Annotated in this window: 16 protein-coding genes and 3 pseudogenes; 10 read left to right on the forward strand and 9 right to left on the reverse strand. The window is 74.9% G+C overall.

From position 1 onward, the window contains the following. Positions 1 to 19 precede the first annotated feature (19 nt). From ACGFZP_RS20815 to ACGFZP_RS20830, 4 genes are read left to right on the forward strand one after another with little or no spacing between them, the layout of a single operon-like run. Positions 20 to 1,165: an acyl-CoA dehydrogenase family protein gene (locus ACGFZP_RS20815; protein ID WP_392934950.1), complete on the forward strand. Its 1,146-nt coding sequence runs from the start codon at positions 20 to 22 to the stop codon at positions 1,163 to 1,165. Then, entirely contained in the window at positions 1,162 to 1,884 is a 723-nt protein-coding gene (locus ACGFZP_RS20820; protein WP_392934952.1) for an N-(5'-phosphoribosyl)anthranilate isomerase, read from the forward strand. The genes ACGFZP_RS20815 and ACGFZP_RS20820 overlap by 4 nt, the downstream gene beginning before the upstream one ends. Then, a complete protein-coding gene (locus ACGFZP_RS20825; RefSeq protein ID WP_392934955.1) occupies positions 1,881 to 2,597 on the forward strand; it encodes an indole-3-glycerol-phosphate synthase in 717 nt (238 codons plus the stop codon). Before ACGFZP_RS20820 ends, ACGFZP_RS20825 begins: the two co-directional genes overlap by 4 nt. After that, the gene (locus ACGFZP_RS20830; protein ID WP_392934957.1) at positions 2,594 to 3,436 is read left to right on the forward strand and encodes an alpha/beta hydrolase; all 843 of its coding nucleotides are present in this window, start codon (positions 2,594 to 2,596) and stop codon (positions 3,434 to 3,436) included. The genes ACGFZP_RS20825 and ACGFZP_RS20830 overlap by 4 nt, the downstream gene beginning before the upstream one ends. A gap of 45 nt (positions 3,437 to 3,481) precedes the next feature. Here ACGFZP_RS20830 and ACGFZP_RS20835 read toward each other — a convergent pair whose 3' ends face one another. The 3 genes and pseudogenes from ACGFZP_RS20835 to ACGFZP_RS20845 all read right to left on the reverse strand — a co-directional run. Next, on the reverse strand, positions 3,482 to 3,586 hold the full coding sequence (locus tag ACGFZP_RS20835; RefSeq protein ID WP_392934960.1) for a DUF397 domain-containing protein: 105 nt from the start codon (positions 3,584 to 3,586) through the stop codon (positions 3,482 to 3,484). Between the two features lie 41 nt (positions 3,587 to 3,627). Continuing rightward, positions 3,628 to 3,684: pseudogene (locus tag ACGFZP_RS20840) on the reverse strand (hypothetical protein); the annotation flags it as partial. Between the two features lie 25 nt (positions 3,685 to 3,709). Continuing rightward, positions 3,710 to 4,066: pseudogene (locus ACGFZP_RS20845) on the reverse strand (DUF5753 domain-containing protein); the annotation flags it as partial. Positions 4,067 to 4,095: 29 nt separating this feature from the next. On the opposite strand from ACGFZP_RS20845, the pseudogene ACGFZP_RS20850 reads away from it, so the two are divergent. Then, positions 4,096 to 4,467: pseudogene (locus ACGFZP_RS20850) on the forward strand (ATP-binding protein); the annotation flags it as partial. 111 nt (positions 4,468 to 4,578) lie between these two features. On the opposite strand, the gene ACGFZP_RS20855 reads toward ACGFZP_RS20850, so the two are convergent. Genes ACGFZP_RS20855 through ACGFZP_RS20865 form a run of 3 tightly spaced genes read right to left on the reverse strand, consistent with a single transcriptional unit; the run spans position 4,579 to position 7,484 of the window. Continuing rightward, positions 4,579 to 5,259, reverse strand: a complete 681-nt coding sequence (locus tag ACGFZP_RS20855) for a DUF6875 domain-containing protein (protein WP_392934962.1) — start codon at positions 5,257 to 5,259, stop codon at positions 4,579 to 4,581. Beyond that, a complete protein-coding gene (locus ACGFZP_RS20860) occupies positions 5,256 to 5,990 on the reverse strand; it encodes a hypothetical protein (RefSeq protein ID WP_392934965.1) in 735 nt (244 codons plus the stop codon). Before ACGFZP_RS20860 ends, ACGFZP_RS20855 begins: the two co-directional genes overlap by 4 nt. 33 nt (positions 5,991 to 6,023) lie before the next feature. After that, positions 6,024 to 7,484, reverse strand: coding sequence for a pyridoxal phosphate-dependent decarboxylase family protein (locus tag ACGFZP_RS20865; RefSeq protein WP_392934968.1), 1,461 nt, complete (start codon positions 7,482 to 7,484; stop codon positions 6,024 to 6,026). A 253-nt stretch (positions 7,485 to 7,737) separates the two neighbouring features. Here ACGFZP_RS20865 and ACGFZP_RS20870 point away from each other — a divergent pair, with 253 nt between their 5' ends. Continuing rightward, positions 7,738 to 9,267, forward strand: coding sequence for a multicopper oxidase family protein (locus ACGFZP_RS20870; RefSeq protein ID WP_392934970.1), 1,530 nt, complete (start codon positions 7,738 to 7,740; stop codon positions 9,265 to 9,267). Positions 9,268 to 9,438: 171 nt separating this feature from the next. Beyond that, entirely contained in the window at positions 9,439 to 9,858 is a 420-nt protein-coding gene (locus ACGFZP_RS20875; protein ID WP_392934973.1) for a GNAT family N-acetyltransferase, read from the forward strand. A 137-nt stretch (positions 9,859 to 9,995) separates the two neighbouring features. Here ACGFZP_RS20875 and ACGFZP_RS20880 read toward each other — a convergent pair whose 3' ends face one another. From ACGFZP_RS20880 to ACGFZP_RS20890, 3 genes are all read right to left on the reverse strand, one after another. Further along, complete coding sequence (locus ACGFZP_RS20880) at positions 9,996 to 11,540, reverse strand: FAD-binding protein (protein ID WP_392934976.1); 1,545 nt, start codon at positions 11,538 to 11,540, stop codon at positions 9,996 to 9,998. Positions 11,541 to 11,637: 97 nt separating this feature from the next. Continuing rightward, entirely contained in the window at positions 11,638 to 11,952 is a 315-nt protein-coding gene (locus tag ACGFZP_RS20885; RefSeq protein WP_392934977.1) for a hypothetical protein, read from the reverse strand. A 246-nt stretch (positions 11,953 to 12,198) separates the two neighbouring features. Further along, positions 12,199 to 12,504: a cupin domain-containing protein gene (locus ACGFZP_RS20890; RefSeq protein WP_392934980.1), complete on the reverse strand. Its 306-nt coding sequence runs from the start codon at positions 12,502 to 12,504 to the stop codon at positions 12,199 to 12,201. 193 nt (positions 12,505 to 12,697) lie between these two features. On the opposite strand from ACGFZP_RS20890, the gene ACGFZP_RS20895 reads away from it, so the two are divergent. From ACGFZP_RS20895 to ACGFZP_RS20905, 3 genes are all read left to right on the forward strand, one after another. Further along, positions 12,698 to 12,997, forward strand: a complete 300-nt coding sequence (locus ACGFZP_RS20895; RefSeq protein WP_392934982.1) for a YciI family protein — start codon at positions 12,698 to 12,700, stop codon at positions 12,995 to 12,997. Between the two features lie 92 nt (positions 12,998 to 13,089). Beyond that, a complete protein-coding gene (locus ACGFZP_RS20900) occupies positions 13,090 to 13,626 on the forward strand; it encodes a kinase (protein WP_392934985.1) in 537 nt (178 codons plus the stop codon). Between the two features lie 148 nt (positions 13,627 to 13,774). Further along, positions 13,775 to 14,101 carry a hypothetical protein gene (locus ACGFZP_RS20905; RefSeq protein WP_392934987.1) on the forward strand — a complete coding sequence of 109 codons (327 nt, stop codon included), beginning with the start codon at positions 13,775 to 13,777 and terminating at the stop codon, positions 14,099 to 14,101. The last annotated feature ends 60 nt before the right edge of the window (positions 14,102 to 14,161 follow it).

The raw sequence follows: 14,161 nt of genomic DNA on the forward strand, positions 1-14,161 counted from the left end.
GGAGGAAGGCGGTAGTCCCGTGATCCGCTGGAACGCCGACCAGGCGGCCCTGCGCGAGGGCCTGGCCCGGTGGAGCGACGACCTGAGCGCCGGCCACATCGACCAGGACGAGGAGGGCACCTTCTCCTTCGACAAGTGGCGCATGATCCAGAAGACCGGCATCCTCTCCCTGCCCTTCGACGAGCAGTACGGAGGGCTCGGCCAGTCGCTGCTGACCACCATGTACGTCCTGGAGGGCCTGGGGGAGGGCTGCCGCGACGGAGGCCTCAACTTCTCCGTCACCACCAGCCTCGCCTCCACCGGCGTCCCCCTGCAGGCCTTCGGCTCCACCGCCCTCAAGGAGGCCTACCTGCCGCGCATCGCCTCCGGCGAGGCGATCGGCGCCCACGCCATCACCGAGGCCGAGGGCGGCTCCGACGCCATGCAGATGCGCACCCGCGCCGAACGCGACGGCGACGGCTTCGTCCTGACGGGCAGCAAGACCTTCGTCAGCAACGGGCCCGTCGCCGACGTGGTCGTCGTCTACGCCCGCACCCACCCCCAGGGCGGCGCACTCGGGGTCACCGCCTTCCTCCTGGACCGCGACACCCCCGGCATCACCGTCGGGCGCCCGATGAAGAAGATGGGCCTGCGGACCTCGCCGCTCAGCGAGCTCTACCTCGACGAGGTCCGCGTCCCCGCCACCCGCGTCATCGGCCGCGTCGGCGGCGGCTTCCTGGTCCTGGACCACGTCATGAAACGCGAGATCCTCTACTCCTTCATCGTCAACGTCGGCGAGATGCAGCACCGCCTGGACCGCTGCATCGAGTACGCCAAGACCAGGATGTCCTTCGGCAAGCCGATCGGCTCCTACCAGTCCGTCGCCAACAAGATCGTCGACACCAAGATCCGCCTGGAGACCGCCCGCAAGTGGCTCTACGACACCGCCCAGCGCCTGGAGGCGGGCGAGAACGTCACCGTCGACATGGCCATCTCCAAACTCCTCACCAGCGAGAGCAACCTCGCCACCAGCCTCGCCGCCGTCCAGGTCTTCGGCGGCCACGGCTACATGTCCGAGTACGGCCTGGAGAAGGACGTCCGCAACGCGGTCGCCGGCACCATCTACTCCGGCAGCAACGAGATCCAGTACAACCGCATCGCCTCCATGCTGGGCCTGGGCAAATGACCACCACCACGCCCCCGGCCCCGCACACCGGCACCGCCGGGCCCCGCCACCTCAAGGTGTGCGGGGCCCGCACCCGGGCCGACCTCGCCCTGCTCGCCGACCACGGCGCCACCCTGGCAGGCCTGTGGTACGGCATCCCCGGCGGCCCCGCCGACCTCACCCTCGCCCAACTCGCCCACCTGGCCGCCGCCGCCCGCGACCAGGGCATCGAACCCACCCTCGTCACCTTCCTCGACGACCCCGCCCGCCTGGCCGCCGCCGCCGCCTCCACCGGCATCCGCTGGATCCAGCTGCACGCCTACCAGAGCCCCGCCGTGGTCCGCGCCCTGCGCGCCGCCCTGCCCGACGCCGTCCTGCTCAAGGTCCTCCACCTGCAGGGCGCCGCCTGCCTGGAACGCCCCCTCATCGGCGCCTACCAGCGCGCCGGCACCGACCTGTTCCTCCTCGACACCGCCACCGCCGACGGCCGCGTCGGCTCCACCGGCCAACGCCTGGACCCCGCCCACGTCCTGGCCCTGCTGCCCCGCCTGGAACGCCCCTTCCTCCTGGCCGGCGGCCTCACCCCCGACAACCACCACGCCTACCGCGCCGTCACCGCCCACCCCCTCTACCGCGGCGCCGACATCGACACCGCCGCCCGCGACACCGCCGGCCGCTTCACCGCCGCCGCCGTCACCGCCCTCGCCCGCACCTGGCACCGTGAGGAACAGCCCGCATGACCTTCACCGACGCCCTCCTCGCCGCCCGGCGCCCACTGATCATGGAGATCAAACTCCGCGACCCCCACGGCCGCGACCTCCTCGCCCACCGCACCGTCGACGACCTCGTCACCCGCTACGAACAGGCCGGCGCCCCCTGCCTGTCCGTCGTCACCGGCCGCTGGTTCGGCGGCACCCCCGACCTGCTGCGCCAGGTCACCGAACGCACCGAACTACCCGTCCTGCAGAAGGACTTCCTCACCCGGCCCGCCCAACTCGCCACCGCCCGGCGCCTGGGCGCCAGCGCCGTGCTGCTCACCGCGGCCCTGCTCTCCGCAGCCCAGCTCCACAAACTCGTCAACGCCGCCCTCGACGAGGGCCTGACCCCCTTCGTCGAGGTCACCGGCGAAGCCGAGATCGCGGCCCTGCCCCACGCCGGCGACTGCGTCGTCGCCGTCAACAACAAGGACATCCGCACCCGCGAACGCGACCCGGGCGACCTCACCCGCAGCGAGCTCCTGCTGCCCGCCCTCAAGGCCACCGCCACCCGCGCCCCCGTCAGCGCCAGCGCCATCACCGACCCGCGCGACGGCGCCCGCCTCCTGGACGCCGGCTACGCGGGCCTGCTGATCGGCACCTCCCTGATGCGCAGCACCGACCTGCCCGGCTGGCTCGCCGCCCTCGACGCCGCCCGCACCGCCCCCGCCCGCACCACCGCCCCGGCCGCGCCGTGAGCGCGCGCCCGCTCACCCTCGACGCCGGCGGCCTGCCGCTGTCCGCACTGGTCGCCGAGCCCGCCGCGCAGCCCCGGGCGCTGGTGCTGGCCGTGCACGGGCGCGGCATGCGCGCCGCCTACTTCGACGGCCCCGCCGACCCGGCCACCAGCCTGCTCGCCCACGGCGCCCGCCACGGCCTCACCGTGCTGGCCGTCGACCGCCCCGGCCACGGCGCGAGCGCTCCCCACCTGCCCGCCGGCGCCCTGATCGCCGACCAGGGCACCGCGATCGCCGCCGCCCTCGCCGACTACGCCCGCACCCGCCCGGTCGGCGCCGGCGTCCTGCTGCTGGCCCACTCCTTCGGCGGCAAGATCGCCCTGCACCTCGCCGCGCACTGGCCCGAGCACCTGCCGCCGCTGCTGGGCGTCGACGTCTCCGGCCTCGCCCAGCACTACGCCCCCGGCGCCTGGGACCGGGCCGAGACCCTCGCCGCCGGCGCCACCCGCCTCAACTGGGGCCCCCTCAACCTCTACCCGCCGGGCACCTTCCACGCCGCCCGCCGCCTGCTCACCCCCGTACCCGCCCTGGAGAACCGCGAACTGGCCACCTGGCCCGCCCGCTTCGCCCGCCTCGCCGCCCGCATCCACGTGCCCGTGCGGCTGACCTTCGCCGACCACGAGGCCTGGTGGCACCTGGACGGCCAGGACCTCACCGCCGCCTTCCCGCCCGGCGCCGCCACCGTCCACCACCACCAGGGCGCCGGCCACAACCTCTCCCTGGCCCGCACCGCCCCCGCCTACCACCGGCGCGCCCTCACCTTCGCCGACCGGCGCCTCACCGCCCGCCAGCCCGCCTGAGCACAGGCCCGTGCCCCGGCCCGCCCCAGGCCGGGGCACGACGGCTCAGAGCTCGCCGACGGCCACACTCCCGACGAAGGCCTGCCACTCGTCGGGCGTGAAGGCCAGCACCGGCCCCCGCCCCCCGGCCTTGGAGTCCCGCACTCCCACGGCACCCGGTGGACCGCCACTTCTACGCACTGCCCGCCGTTGTCACCGCTGTGGGTGCTCTTGTGCCACGCGGCGCCGGTGAAGTCTGGGATGTTCATGGAGGTAGCTGTCGGGCGCCCTGTGCTAGTCGGCGCCTGCCAGGCCAAGGATCATGTTCGCCGACTCTACTTGCCCCAGGGCTGCGGATTGCAGGCGATTCCACAGAGCGGAGTAGGACTGCACGCCGTCCGGCCTGTCCAGGTAGGTGGCATCGGTGTAGTCCTCCAGATAGACGACGTCGGAGGCGGCGTCGTGGTCGAAGCGCATGATCGTGAAGCCCACCCAGGCGGCGCCGAACGTCTGGGCGTCGAACGGAAGCACCTGGAGCTCGATGTTGGGGCGCTCCGCCACCTCGGCCAGGCGAAGCAGCTGTTCACGCATGACGGCCCCGCCGCCGATGTTCCGACGGATCACCGACTCGCTCAGGATGAAGTGCAGTACCGGGGCGTGCCCGCTCCGCGGCCTGCCTCGCCCGCCGGTTCACCGCGCTCGCCCCCGACAAGTGGAAGGCCGGCGCCGTCGAGGACGACGCGGCCCTCGTCGTCTGCGAACTGGTCAGCAACTCCGTCAAGGCGACCGCCGCCCGGCCGCGGCCGGACACCGCCGATCTCATCACCGTGCGGGTGCTCGGCCTGCGCGACAGCATCGTCATCGAGGTCCGGGACGTGTCACCCGAGGCGCCCGTGCTCACCAGCCCCGGCGACGAGAGCGAGGGAGGCAGGGGCCTCCTGCTGGTCCAGGCCCTGTCGAGACGATGGGGCACCCACCACGGCACCCGCCACAAGACGGTCTGGGCGCAACTGCCCGCCCACCCGGCGCCCCCGTGCGCCGGGTGGCCGTAAGCCCGCCGGGCCCGAACGCGCGTGGAGTGGGAAGTCGGCCGGTGCGACTTCCCACTCCACGACCGCACCGGGCGCCCCGGGGCACGGGGGCCCGGCGTCACCCACGACGGGTCACACCCCCGCCGTCGCCACCACGCGCGCGCCCATGCCCGTGTCCACGCCCATCATCCCGGAGACCAGCTGGTCACGGATGCGGGCCGGCACCTCGGGAGCGAAGCGGCGCAGGTAGTGGTCCAGGTGCGTCTCGTCGCCCACCAGGAACGGCAGGTCGAACACCAGCAGCTTGCGCACCGCCAGCAGCGGCACCGGCGAGCGCAGCGGACGGAACGCGGCGTTCCACAGGCCCCCCTCCGCACACACCGGATGGAACTGGCCGATCATCAGGCCCTGCGAGACGAACTCGTCCTTGGCCTTGCGCTGCAGCTCGTCCAGCACCGTGGAGTCCGCGCGGTCCAGCTGCGGCAGCACCAGCAGCACCGTCAGCAGCTCCCGGTCCGACTCCTCCGACAGCCGCTGCGACAACCGGTCATACCAGGACCGCAGCCGCCCCACCACCGCCGGCAGGTCACCGCCGCCGGGCCCGTCCCCGCCCTCCACCACCGCCACATGGAACAGCCCCCGGCGCAGCGAGGGCTGCGTGTACGGGCAGACCGGGCCGCTGCGCCCGAGGTCGGGGTGGGCGGTGGTGAGGAAGCGCCGGCTCCAGGCGAGGATCTCGCCGACCTCCGGGTGGGCGGCGGCCTCGCCGCGTTCGATCTGCTCGGCGGAGAACAGCCGCAGGCCGCCGCTCACCGCGGGCCCCGCCACATCGGGCGCAGCTGCGGGCCGCCGCCGGGCAGGGCGATGGCCTCGCCGAAGGGGGTGAAGCCGGCGCGCCGGGCGGCCGCCGCCCCGCCGGCGGAGCTGGCCTCGGTGTAGACGGCGCGGCCCTCGGCGTCGACGCGCGCCAGCAGGTGCTGCACCAGGGCGGAGACGGCTCCGGTGCGCCGGCGCCCGGGGGCGGCGGCGGCGAAGGACACGTAGTAGTGCGGGCGGTGGCGGGGGTGGCGTTCGGCCTGCAGGCGGGTGATGGCCTCCAGCGCCCGCACCGCGGCGGGGTCCTGGACGGCCTCGGCGAGGCGGGCGGCGAACGCCTCGCCGTCGGCCTCGCCCTGCTCCCAGGCGCCGGGCGGCAGGAACAGCAGGACCGTGTCGAGGGCGTCGGTGGTCAGCACGCCCTCCCAGGCCAGGGCCTGGTCGAGGAAGACGCGGAAGAAGGCGGGCAGGATCCGGCGCCGGTGCTCCTCGTCGGGGAACGCCCACAGGGTGAGGGGGTCCTCCTGGAAGGCCGCGGCGAGCAGGGCGGCCAGCGCGGCGCCCTCCTGCGGGCGGGCGGCCCGGGCGGGCGGCGCCGGCGTACGCCCGAGCGGTGCGCGGTCAAGCGGCGCGGGGGCGACCGGTGCGCGGTCGAGCGGGGTGCGGTCGATCGGCGCGCGGTCGAGCGGGGCGAGGGCGGTGGCGAGGGCAGGGGTGGTGGTGGTCAACGGGACTCTCCTCGGTGGCGGCGCGGTGACAGCTCAGTGCAGGGAGGGCTGGGGCAGGCTCTCGGCGGCCAGCCGCGTGACGCGCTCGTGCAGGAGGTCGAGGTGGTCCTCGGCCTCGGGCTTGATCAGCACGCTGCGCAGGACCCGCGCGGTGGCGGCGTCGGGCACCGCGTCGGGGTGGCGGCGGGTGAACGCGGCGGCGTCGGTGCGCAGCAGGCTCAGGTAGAGCGGGTCGTCGGGGCTGTCCATGCCGGCGCGCAGCATCCGCTCGCTCGCCGCGTCGACCTCCGACAGGTGCCCGGGGGCGCGGCTGCCGGGGCCGGTGGCGGGGCAGCCGGTCGGGCCGGCGACGGGCACGCCGTGCGGGCCGGTGGCGGGGAAGTAGGTGACGATGTCCAGCTGCGGGCTCTGGTAGAGCTTCAGCTCGGGGGAGCGCTTGATCAGCTCGGCCCAGCGCAGGGCGGCGCGGCGCCCGCCGGCCAGCACCGCGCCGAAGCCGTCCGCGGTGAGCGGCAGCAGCTGCAGGGTCAGCCACAGCGCGGCCGCCGAGGCGCCGGCCCGCGAGCACTCCAGGCTGATCTCGCCCAGGTGCAGCTCGGCGTCGGTGAAGTAGGTGTAGGGGGAGTCGTGGGCGAAGTGGCGCCCGATGCCGGGGTCGGCGAACAGCACCGCCCCGCAGCCGTAGGGCTGCAGGCCGTGCTTGTGCGGGTCGACGACCACCGAGTCGCAGCCGGCGATGGCCCGCCACGGGCGCGGGTCGATGCCCAGGCGCCGGGCGGGGTCCTCGGCCAGGGCCAGCAGGGCGAAGAACCCGCCGTAGGCGGCGTCCACGTGGACGCGGGCGCCGTGGCGCCGGGCCAGGGCCAGCACCTCGTGCACCGGGTCCACCGCGCCCAGGCCGGTGGTGCCGGCGGTGACGACGACGGTGCCGATCCGCCCGGTGGCCAGCAGCCGCTCCAGCGCGCCCGGGTCCATGCGCCCGGCGCCGTCGGCGGGCACGGCGTGGCCCTCGACGCCCAGCACGTGGCACATCCGGCTGTGGGTGTAGTGGCTCTCCGCGCTGTAGGCGATGCCGCGCCCGGGGTGGCACTGGCGCGCCACGTACAGGGCCTCCAGGTTGGCGATGGTGCCGCTGCTGGTCAGATGGCCCACGTGCGCGGGCAGCCCGAACATGGCGGCCAGCGCGGCCACGCACTCGCGTTCCATGTCGTTGGTGGCGGGCCCGCCCTCGTAGGCGTGGTTGTTGGGGTTGTACTGCATCGCCGTCACGTAGCCCACCTGCGCGGCCGGGTGCGGCGGTTTGACCATCTGTCCGACGTAACGGGGATGGAAGAACGGGTAGTTGTGCTCCATCCGCTTGGCGAACCGCTCGAAGACGGGGGCGAACTCCTCATCGCCCACCTGGTGCGAGGGGTGCGCCCGCCAGGGGCCGAACCGCTCGCCCCACCGCTCGGCGACCTCGACCGCGCGGGGCAGCCAGTACCGCAGGTCCACGTTTCGACCCTTCCTTGAGGGCTCTTCGACTCCTTCCCGAGTACCGTGACGCGCCCACCGCAACCCCCGCGCAACACGCCCAGCTCACCGGCCCGTCGCCGGCCCGGCCCCCCGGGGCCGCCGGCGAGCGCCCCGCCCCGCCTCAGCGGGACTCAAGCGGCACGTAGGCGGGCGCTGTTGCAATCACCCTCGGAAGCAGGCCGCAGCCGGGCGGCCGGCGCACGCCCACGCGCACCGCGTGCAGGAGGACCCGATGGTGACCAGACGCAGGATGATCGGCGCCGCCCTGGCGAGCGGGGCGGGGGTGCTGGTCATGCGCTCCACCCTGCACCCGGCGGCCACCGCCACCGCCGCCGACGGCTCGGGCGGCACCGACGCCATGGCCGGCATGGCCGGCATGGCCGGCATGGCCGGGGCCGGCGGCGCGGGCGCCGAGGCCGGCGCGGGGACGGCCGCCCCGGTGGTCCCGTTCACCACCGCGATGCCGATCCCCCCGGTGCTCAGCCCCACCTCCACCGACGGCGGCGCCGACACCTACACCGTCACCATGCTCAAGGTCCGCACCCGCATCCTGCCCGGGCGCCTGACCGAGGTCCTCACCTACAACGGCAGCTTCCCCGGCCCCACCATCCGGGCCCGCTCCGGACGCAGGGTGGTCATCAAACAGGTCAACCGCCTGGACGAGCCCGTCTCCGTCCACCTGCACGGCGCCCGCGTGCCCGTCGACAGCGACGGCGGCCCGATGAACCTCATCAACCCCGGCGCCGCCAAGACCTACAGCTACCCCAACGACCAGCCCCACGCCCCCCTCTGGTACCACGACCACGCCCACCACCTGGAGTCCGAACACGTCTACCGCGGCCTGTCCGGCTCCTACCTGCTCACCGACGAGGCCGAACGCGCCCTGCCGCTGCCCTCCGGCCAGTACGAACTGCCCATCGCCCTGCGCGACGCCCGCTTCGACGACGCGGGCCGCCTCGTCTACCAGATGGACGACCCCTTCAACCGCACCACCATCCTCGCCAACGGCCGCCCCTGGCCCTACGTCGAGGTCGCCGCCCGCAAGTACCGCCTGCGCCTGCTCAACTCCTCCAACCTGCGCTTCTTCTCCCTGCGCCTGGCCGACGGCGGCCCGATGACCCTGATCGGCACCGACGGCGGCCTGCTGGAGCGCCCCTTCACCACCGACACCGTCGACCTCTCGCCGGGCGAACGCGCCGACGTCGTCATCGACTTCTCCCGCTACCCGATCGGCACCCGCCTCGTCCTGCAGAACACCCTGCCGCCCGGCCCCGCCGAACTCACCGGCCAGGTCCTGCGCTTCGACGTCGTACGCGCCGCCTACGACGCCAGCTCCGTGCCCTCCCGGCTGCGCACCCTGCCCGCGCTGGCCGCGCCCACGGCGCAGCGCTCCGTCGTGCTGCGGATGGACGAGGACGGACGGGCGGACCCGCAGGCCACCATCGACGGCCGCGTCTACGACGAGAACCGGGTGGACACCCGCATCGCGTTCGGCGCCAGCGAGGTGTGGACGGTCACCAACGCCAACCAGCTGGTGCCGCACAACTTCCACCTGCACCTGGTGCAGTTCCGCGTCCTGGAGCGCAACGGCGCCCCCGCCGCACCCGCCGAGGCGGGCCTGAAGGACACCGTGCGCCTGCTGCCGGGGGAGACGGTCCGCCTACAGGCCACCTTCGACTCCTACCGCGGCCGCTACCCCTACCACTGCCACCTCCTCGACCACTCCGCCATGGGCATGATGGCCCAGATGGAGATCACCTGACGAACCTGGCGAACCGTCAAAACCCCTTCCCCGAAAGGCCGGGCGGCCGGGCGCGCCCAGGCCCCGGTCGCCCGGTCGCCCAGCGCGCCGGCCAGGTTCGCGTCCAGCAGCCCACCGGCACCCCCTCCCCGACCTCCCTGCCAATCGCGCCCCACCCGTACCATGTAACCTATGAACACCATTGGCAACCCTTACGAGCTGTGTTCCGGCGTGCCCGACGTCGACACCTTCCGCCGCCTGCGCACCGGTGCCGGCATGAGCGACCGGCCCGCCGCGGCGGTGGCGGCCGGACTGCCCAACACCTGGTACGGCGTCACCGCGCACCACGAGGGGCGCACCGTCGGGATGGGGCGGGTGGTCGGCGACGGCGGGTCGGTCTTCCAGATCGTCGACGTGTGCGTCCTGCCCGAGCACCAGGGCCGGGGGCTGGGCCGGCGGATCATGGCCCGGCTGACCGCGGAGCTGGAGAGCCGCGCGCCCGCCGGGGCGTACGTGTCGCTGATCGCCGACGGACCGGCCCACCACCTGTACGCGCAGTACGGGTTCACCCCGACCGCCCCCCGCTCGGTGGGCATGCACCGGCTGGTCTGAACCCGGTCCGCCGAAGAATCCGGCACCGGCGGCCGCCCTCACCGGCGGCGCCCTGCGGGTCCCGGGCACGCGCCAGGCCACCGGCCGGCCCCCGGGGCCCACCGCACCGCCCGGTGACCGGGCAGAGCCCCGCCCGCTCAGGCGTGGATGCGCTGGCCCGGCGTCAGGATCCCCGCCGGGTCCCAGCGCCGTTTGGCCGCCACCAGCGCCGGCCAGCGCCGCCCGTAGTGGCGCCGCCAGTCCTCGCGGCCCATCCGCGGAACCGCCCCGACCAGGTACCGCTTGCCGCCCAGCGCCACCGCCCGCTCGTACAGGCGCCGGTTGCGCTCCAGCATCGCGGCCACGTCCGCACCCGGCGCGGGGAAGGCCAACAGGTCGAAGTGGAAGCCGACCGGCTCCTCGGGCACCATCGCGAACGGGCGGGTGAACCGCCCGGCCGCGTACGGGTAGAACAACAGGATCCCCGCCCCCAGATCCTCCGGCGTCAGCTCCCGCGCCGCCTCCCGCATGAACACGCCCGCCGTGGACGCCGGCAGGAACAGGCTCAGCCACGGCTTGGGCAGCCCCCAGAAACCCGCCGCCTTCAGGTACCCGGCGAACGCGTCCACCCGGAACGCGTACGCGCGGAACTCCTGGTCCACCACGACCGTCTCCCCGGCCACGTGCCGAAGCCCCTGCAGCAGCGCCCTGCGGTCCGGCACCGCGCCCCCGTCGTACAGGGCCACCGCCTCGATCCGGTACCGCCACGCGCTCCCCGCCGCACTGCGCAGCACCTCCCCGACCTGCAGATCGAACCGGCCCTCGGCCATCAGCCGCTCCTGGTCGCCCAGATACGCCGCCAGGTCGTCGTAGAACAGGCTGAACACCAGCGCCCGCTCCCGCGCCGGCACCAGCCGCAGCGTCGCCCGCACGATGATCCCCACCTGCCCGCCGCCCGCCAGCGCCGCCTCGAACAGCTCCCGCTCGCAGTTGGCCGAGGCGGTGACCAGCCGCCCGGTCCCGGTCACGATGTCGATCGACTCCACCGTGTCCGCCTGCAGCCCGTAGCGCTGCACACCGCCGCCGATCCCGCCCACGCTCAGCGTCCCGCCCACCGACAGGTGCAGATAGTCCGTCAGGCACGGCGGCATCCACCCCTGCGCCAGCGCGGCGTCGGTCAGCTGCGCCCAGGTGGCGCCCGCCTCCACCACGGCCCGCCCCGGGGTGATGGACACGATCCGGTCCAGGCCGCGCGCGTCGACGGCGACGCCCCCGGGCGCGGTGGCCTGGCCGTAGCTGGAGTGCGACTCCAGGCCCTGCCCGCCGGCGCCCGCCTCCCCGCTCTGGCCGTTCATCGCGACCGGGATCCGGTGGCGGCGCGCGAAGTCCACCATCGCCACCACGTCCCGGACCGACCCGGGCCGCAGCACGGCCCGCGGCACGGCGGCCACCAGGTGCCCGAAGTCCCCGGCGAAGCCCTCCAGGACGGCGGGGTCGACGACCACGCTCCCGTCCAGCGCCGGCAGCGCGGCCACCGCGCCCGCGGCCCCGCCGCCCGTGCCCGCGCCGCCGTCCGCGGCCCCGCTCCCGTCCCCGCCCGCGCCGCCGGTGACCGCCCAGGACCGGCCGGCGGTGTTCCAGCCCACCACGGCCGCGGCCACACCGGTGATCAGACCGCGGCGCGAAACTGCCGACGTGCTCATCCAGAATCTCCCGATCAATCGTCAAATAGCCAAAGTTCTACCGCAATCGGCACGTGTACGGGCAGCCCCCGCGCCCGGGCCGGGCCCGCAGCCGGGCTCACAGCCCGGCCCGCTCCGCCCGCAGGGCCTCCACCGCCCGGCCGAGCACCCTCGCCCGGAACGGGTTGCCCTCCTCCAGCGCCCCCGCCACCGCGACCGCCTCCTCCAGCAGCGCCAGCCGCGCCTGCGGCAGGTCCTGCACCTGCGCCGAGCGGGCCGCGTCCAGCAGCACGTAGGCGAGCTTGGACCCGTACACCGCCGCATCGGCCTGCGCCAGCAGCCGGTACGCCGCCAGCCCGCGCGCTCCGCGCACCACCCGCCGGTCCGTGCTCAGCAGCAGCACCCGCGCCCGCAGCACCATGTCCTGATCCACCGGTCGACCCATCGCCGTTCCCCCTGTAGTCCGCACTCCCGCCGGCGGCCGGACAGCACGACCCACGCGCCGGCACCCGCACAGGGGTGACGGCACACGGGCCGGGGGAGTGGATGACGAGAAGTCTGCGGGCCGCCACCGGGCCCGGACAAGGCCGCACCGGCGTGCGCTACGTCCTACCGCGGGCACCCCTGAGCTGGCATGATGGTGCCTGACACGCTGCCAGGGGGCCGAAGGAAAAGGCGCTCAGCGGGCCGGCGCCTCCACGATCACCAGCGTGCCCCGGCTGCCCGGCCCGACGGCGTGGCGCACCCCCGCCTCCACCACGTACAGGCCGCCCGGGCCCACCGGCACCACCGCGCCCTCCACGACCAGCTCCAGGCGGCCGTCGAGCACCAGCAGCACCTCCGCCTGCTCGTGCCACTCCTCCTCCACGGGCATCGCGTCCATCCGCAGGACCTTCACCTCCGCCGACCCCACCCGCGCCAGCACCTGCGAGCACCACGCCCGCGCCAACCCCGCCGCAGCCTCCGACACCCGGACCGCACCCATGGCACACCTCCCCGGCGGACCCCCGCCACCGGGGACCCGCACCACTCGAACCGACGAACAGACCGGACGCTACCGAAGCCGCCGACCCGGTTGGTCGACCGTTTGGCAAAACCTCCCGGCAGCCGTTCCCGGCCCCGACCCGTTCCCCGCCCCCGCCCCGCCGCGGGCCGGGCCCGGCCGCTAGCCTGACGCCATGTTCGTCCTGGAACTCACCTACACCGCGCCGCTGGACCGCATCGAAGCCGTCCTCGGCGAGCACATCGCCTGGCTGCGCGAGCACTACGAGGCCGGCACCTTCCTCGCCTCCGGCCGCAAGGTCCCCCGCGACGGCGGCATCATCCTCGCCGCCGGCGAGGACCGCGCCGCGATCGAGGAGATCACCCGCACCGACCCCTTCACCCGCGCCGGCCTGGCCGACTACACCGTCACCGAGTTCCTCGCCACCACCACCGCCCCCGCCCTGGACGCCTACCGCCAGCAGCTGCCGTCCTGACCAACCCCCGACCCGGGCAACGGCCGTCCTGACCAACGGCCGCCCCGGGCAACCGCCACCGGCCCCAGGGCGCCCCCGCTACCGTGGAGGGCGTGACAGGAAGCCCCCACACCGTCCTGGTGGTGCTGCGCGGCAACAGCGGCTCCGGCAAGTCCAGCATCGCGGCCGCCCTGCGCGAACGCCACGGCCGGGGCCTCGCACTCGTCGCCCAGGACACCCTGCGCCGCACCGTCCTGCGCGAACGCGACACCCCCGGCGCAGCCAACATCGGCCTGATCGACACCGTCGCCCGCTACGCCCTCGACCACGGCTACCACACCGTCGTCGAAGGCATCCTGACCACCGGCCACTACGCCGACATGCTCACCCGCCTCGCCGCCGACCACCGCGGCCGCACCCGCCTGTACTACCTCGACATCCCCTTCGAGGAGACGCTGCGCCGCCACGCGACCCGCCCGCAGGCCGCCGACTTCACCCCCGAGGAGATGGCCGCCTGGTACCGCGAACGCGACCTGCTGCCCGGCGGCGCCGAACACGTCTTCACGGCGGACAGCACCCTGCAGGACACCGTGCAGCGGATCCTCGACGACACCGCCCTCGCCCCGCCCGGCCACCGGCCCCTGCCTTAGCGCCCGACCACCCCGCCCCTGCCCTGACCGCCCGTCACCGCCGCGGCCGCCGCACCGCCGGGTACGGCGGCCCCCGGGCGGGTAGAACCCGCAGGTGACAGGGGCGGGCCGACCGGCCCCGCCCGGCGCACCGCGAGGGGAAGTGGACATGGCCACCGAGGAACAGCACCCCGTCACCGAGGCGATGGGGGAGAGCGGCAAGCCGCTGAACGCCGCCCTGGAACGCCTCACCGCCCTGCCCCGCGACCGCCGCCCCCGCCCGGCCGAGGAGCCCGCCCTGCTGGCCTCCTTCGCCGAGCCCGTCGAAACCCTGCGCCGGCTCACCGCCGCCCTGTCCGACCTGGCCCACCGCCCCGACACCCGGACCGCCTTCCACCTGGCCGCCGAAGACCTGGCCCGCGCGGTGGCCCGGCTGCGCGAGGCGGAGCGCAAGGCCGCCGAGGACAACCGCCGGGACCTCCCCGACGCGCCCTGACCCCACCGCAGGCGGGCGCAACACCCCAGGCCGGGCCGGCCCAGCCATCGGCCCGGCCCG

Origin of the sequence: Kitasatospora sp. NPDC048239 (assembly GCF_043202015.1) — a bacterium.
Classification (GTDB): Bacteria; Actinomycetota; Actinomycetes; order Streptomycetales; family Streptomycetaceae; genus Kitasatospora.

What these genes read in the sequence shown, in the direction of transcription:
- ACGFZP_RS20820 (WP_392934952.1), top strand. Translation starts at nt 1,162, where the DNA reads ATGACCACCACCACGCCCCCGGCCCCGCACACCGGCACCGCCGGGCCC.
- ACGFZP_RS20890 (WP_392934980.1), bottom strand. Translation starts at nt 12,504, where the DNA reads ATGGGTGCGGTCCGGGTGTCGGAGGCTGCGGCGGGGTTGGCGCGGGCG.
- ACGFZP_RS20825 (WP_392934955.1), top strand. Translation starts at nt 1,881, where the DNA reads ATGACCTTCACCGACGCCCTCCTCGCCGCCCGGCGCCCACTGATCATG.
- ACGFZP_RS20905 (WP_392934987.1), top strand. Translation starts at nt 13,775, where the DNA reads ATGGCCACCGAGGAACAGCACCCCGTCACCGAGGCGATGGGGGAGAGC.
- ACGFZP_RS20895 (WP_392934982.1), top strand. Translation starts at nt 12,698, where the DNA reads ATGTTCGTCCTGGAACTCACCTACACCGCGCCGCTGGACCGCATCGAA.
- ACGFZP_RS20880 (WP_392934976.1), bottom strand. Translation starts at nt 11,540, where the DNA reads ATGAGCACGTCGGCAGTTTCGCGCCGCGGTCTGATCACCGGTGTGGCC.
- ACGFZP_RS20870 (WP_392934970.1), top strand. Translation starts at nt 7,738, where the DNA reads ATGGTGACCAGACGCAGGATGATCGGCGCCGCCCTGGCGAGCGGGGCG.
- ACGFZP_RS20875 (WP_392934973.1), top strand. Translation starts at nt 9,439, where the DNA reads ATGAACACCATTGGCAACCCTTACGAGCTGTGTTCCGGCGTGCCCGAC.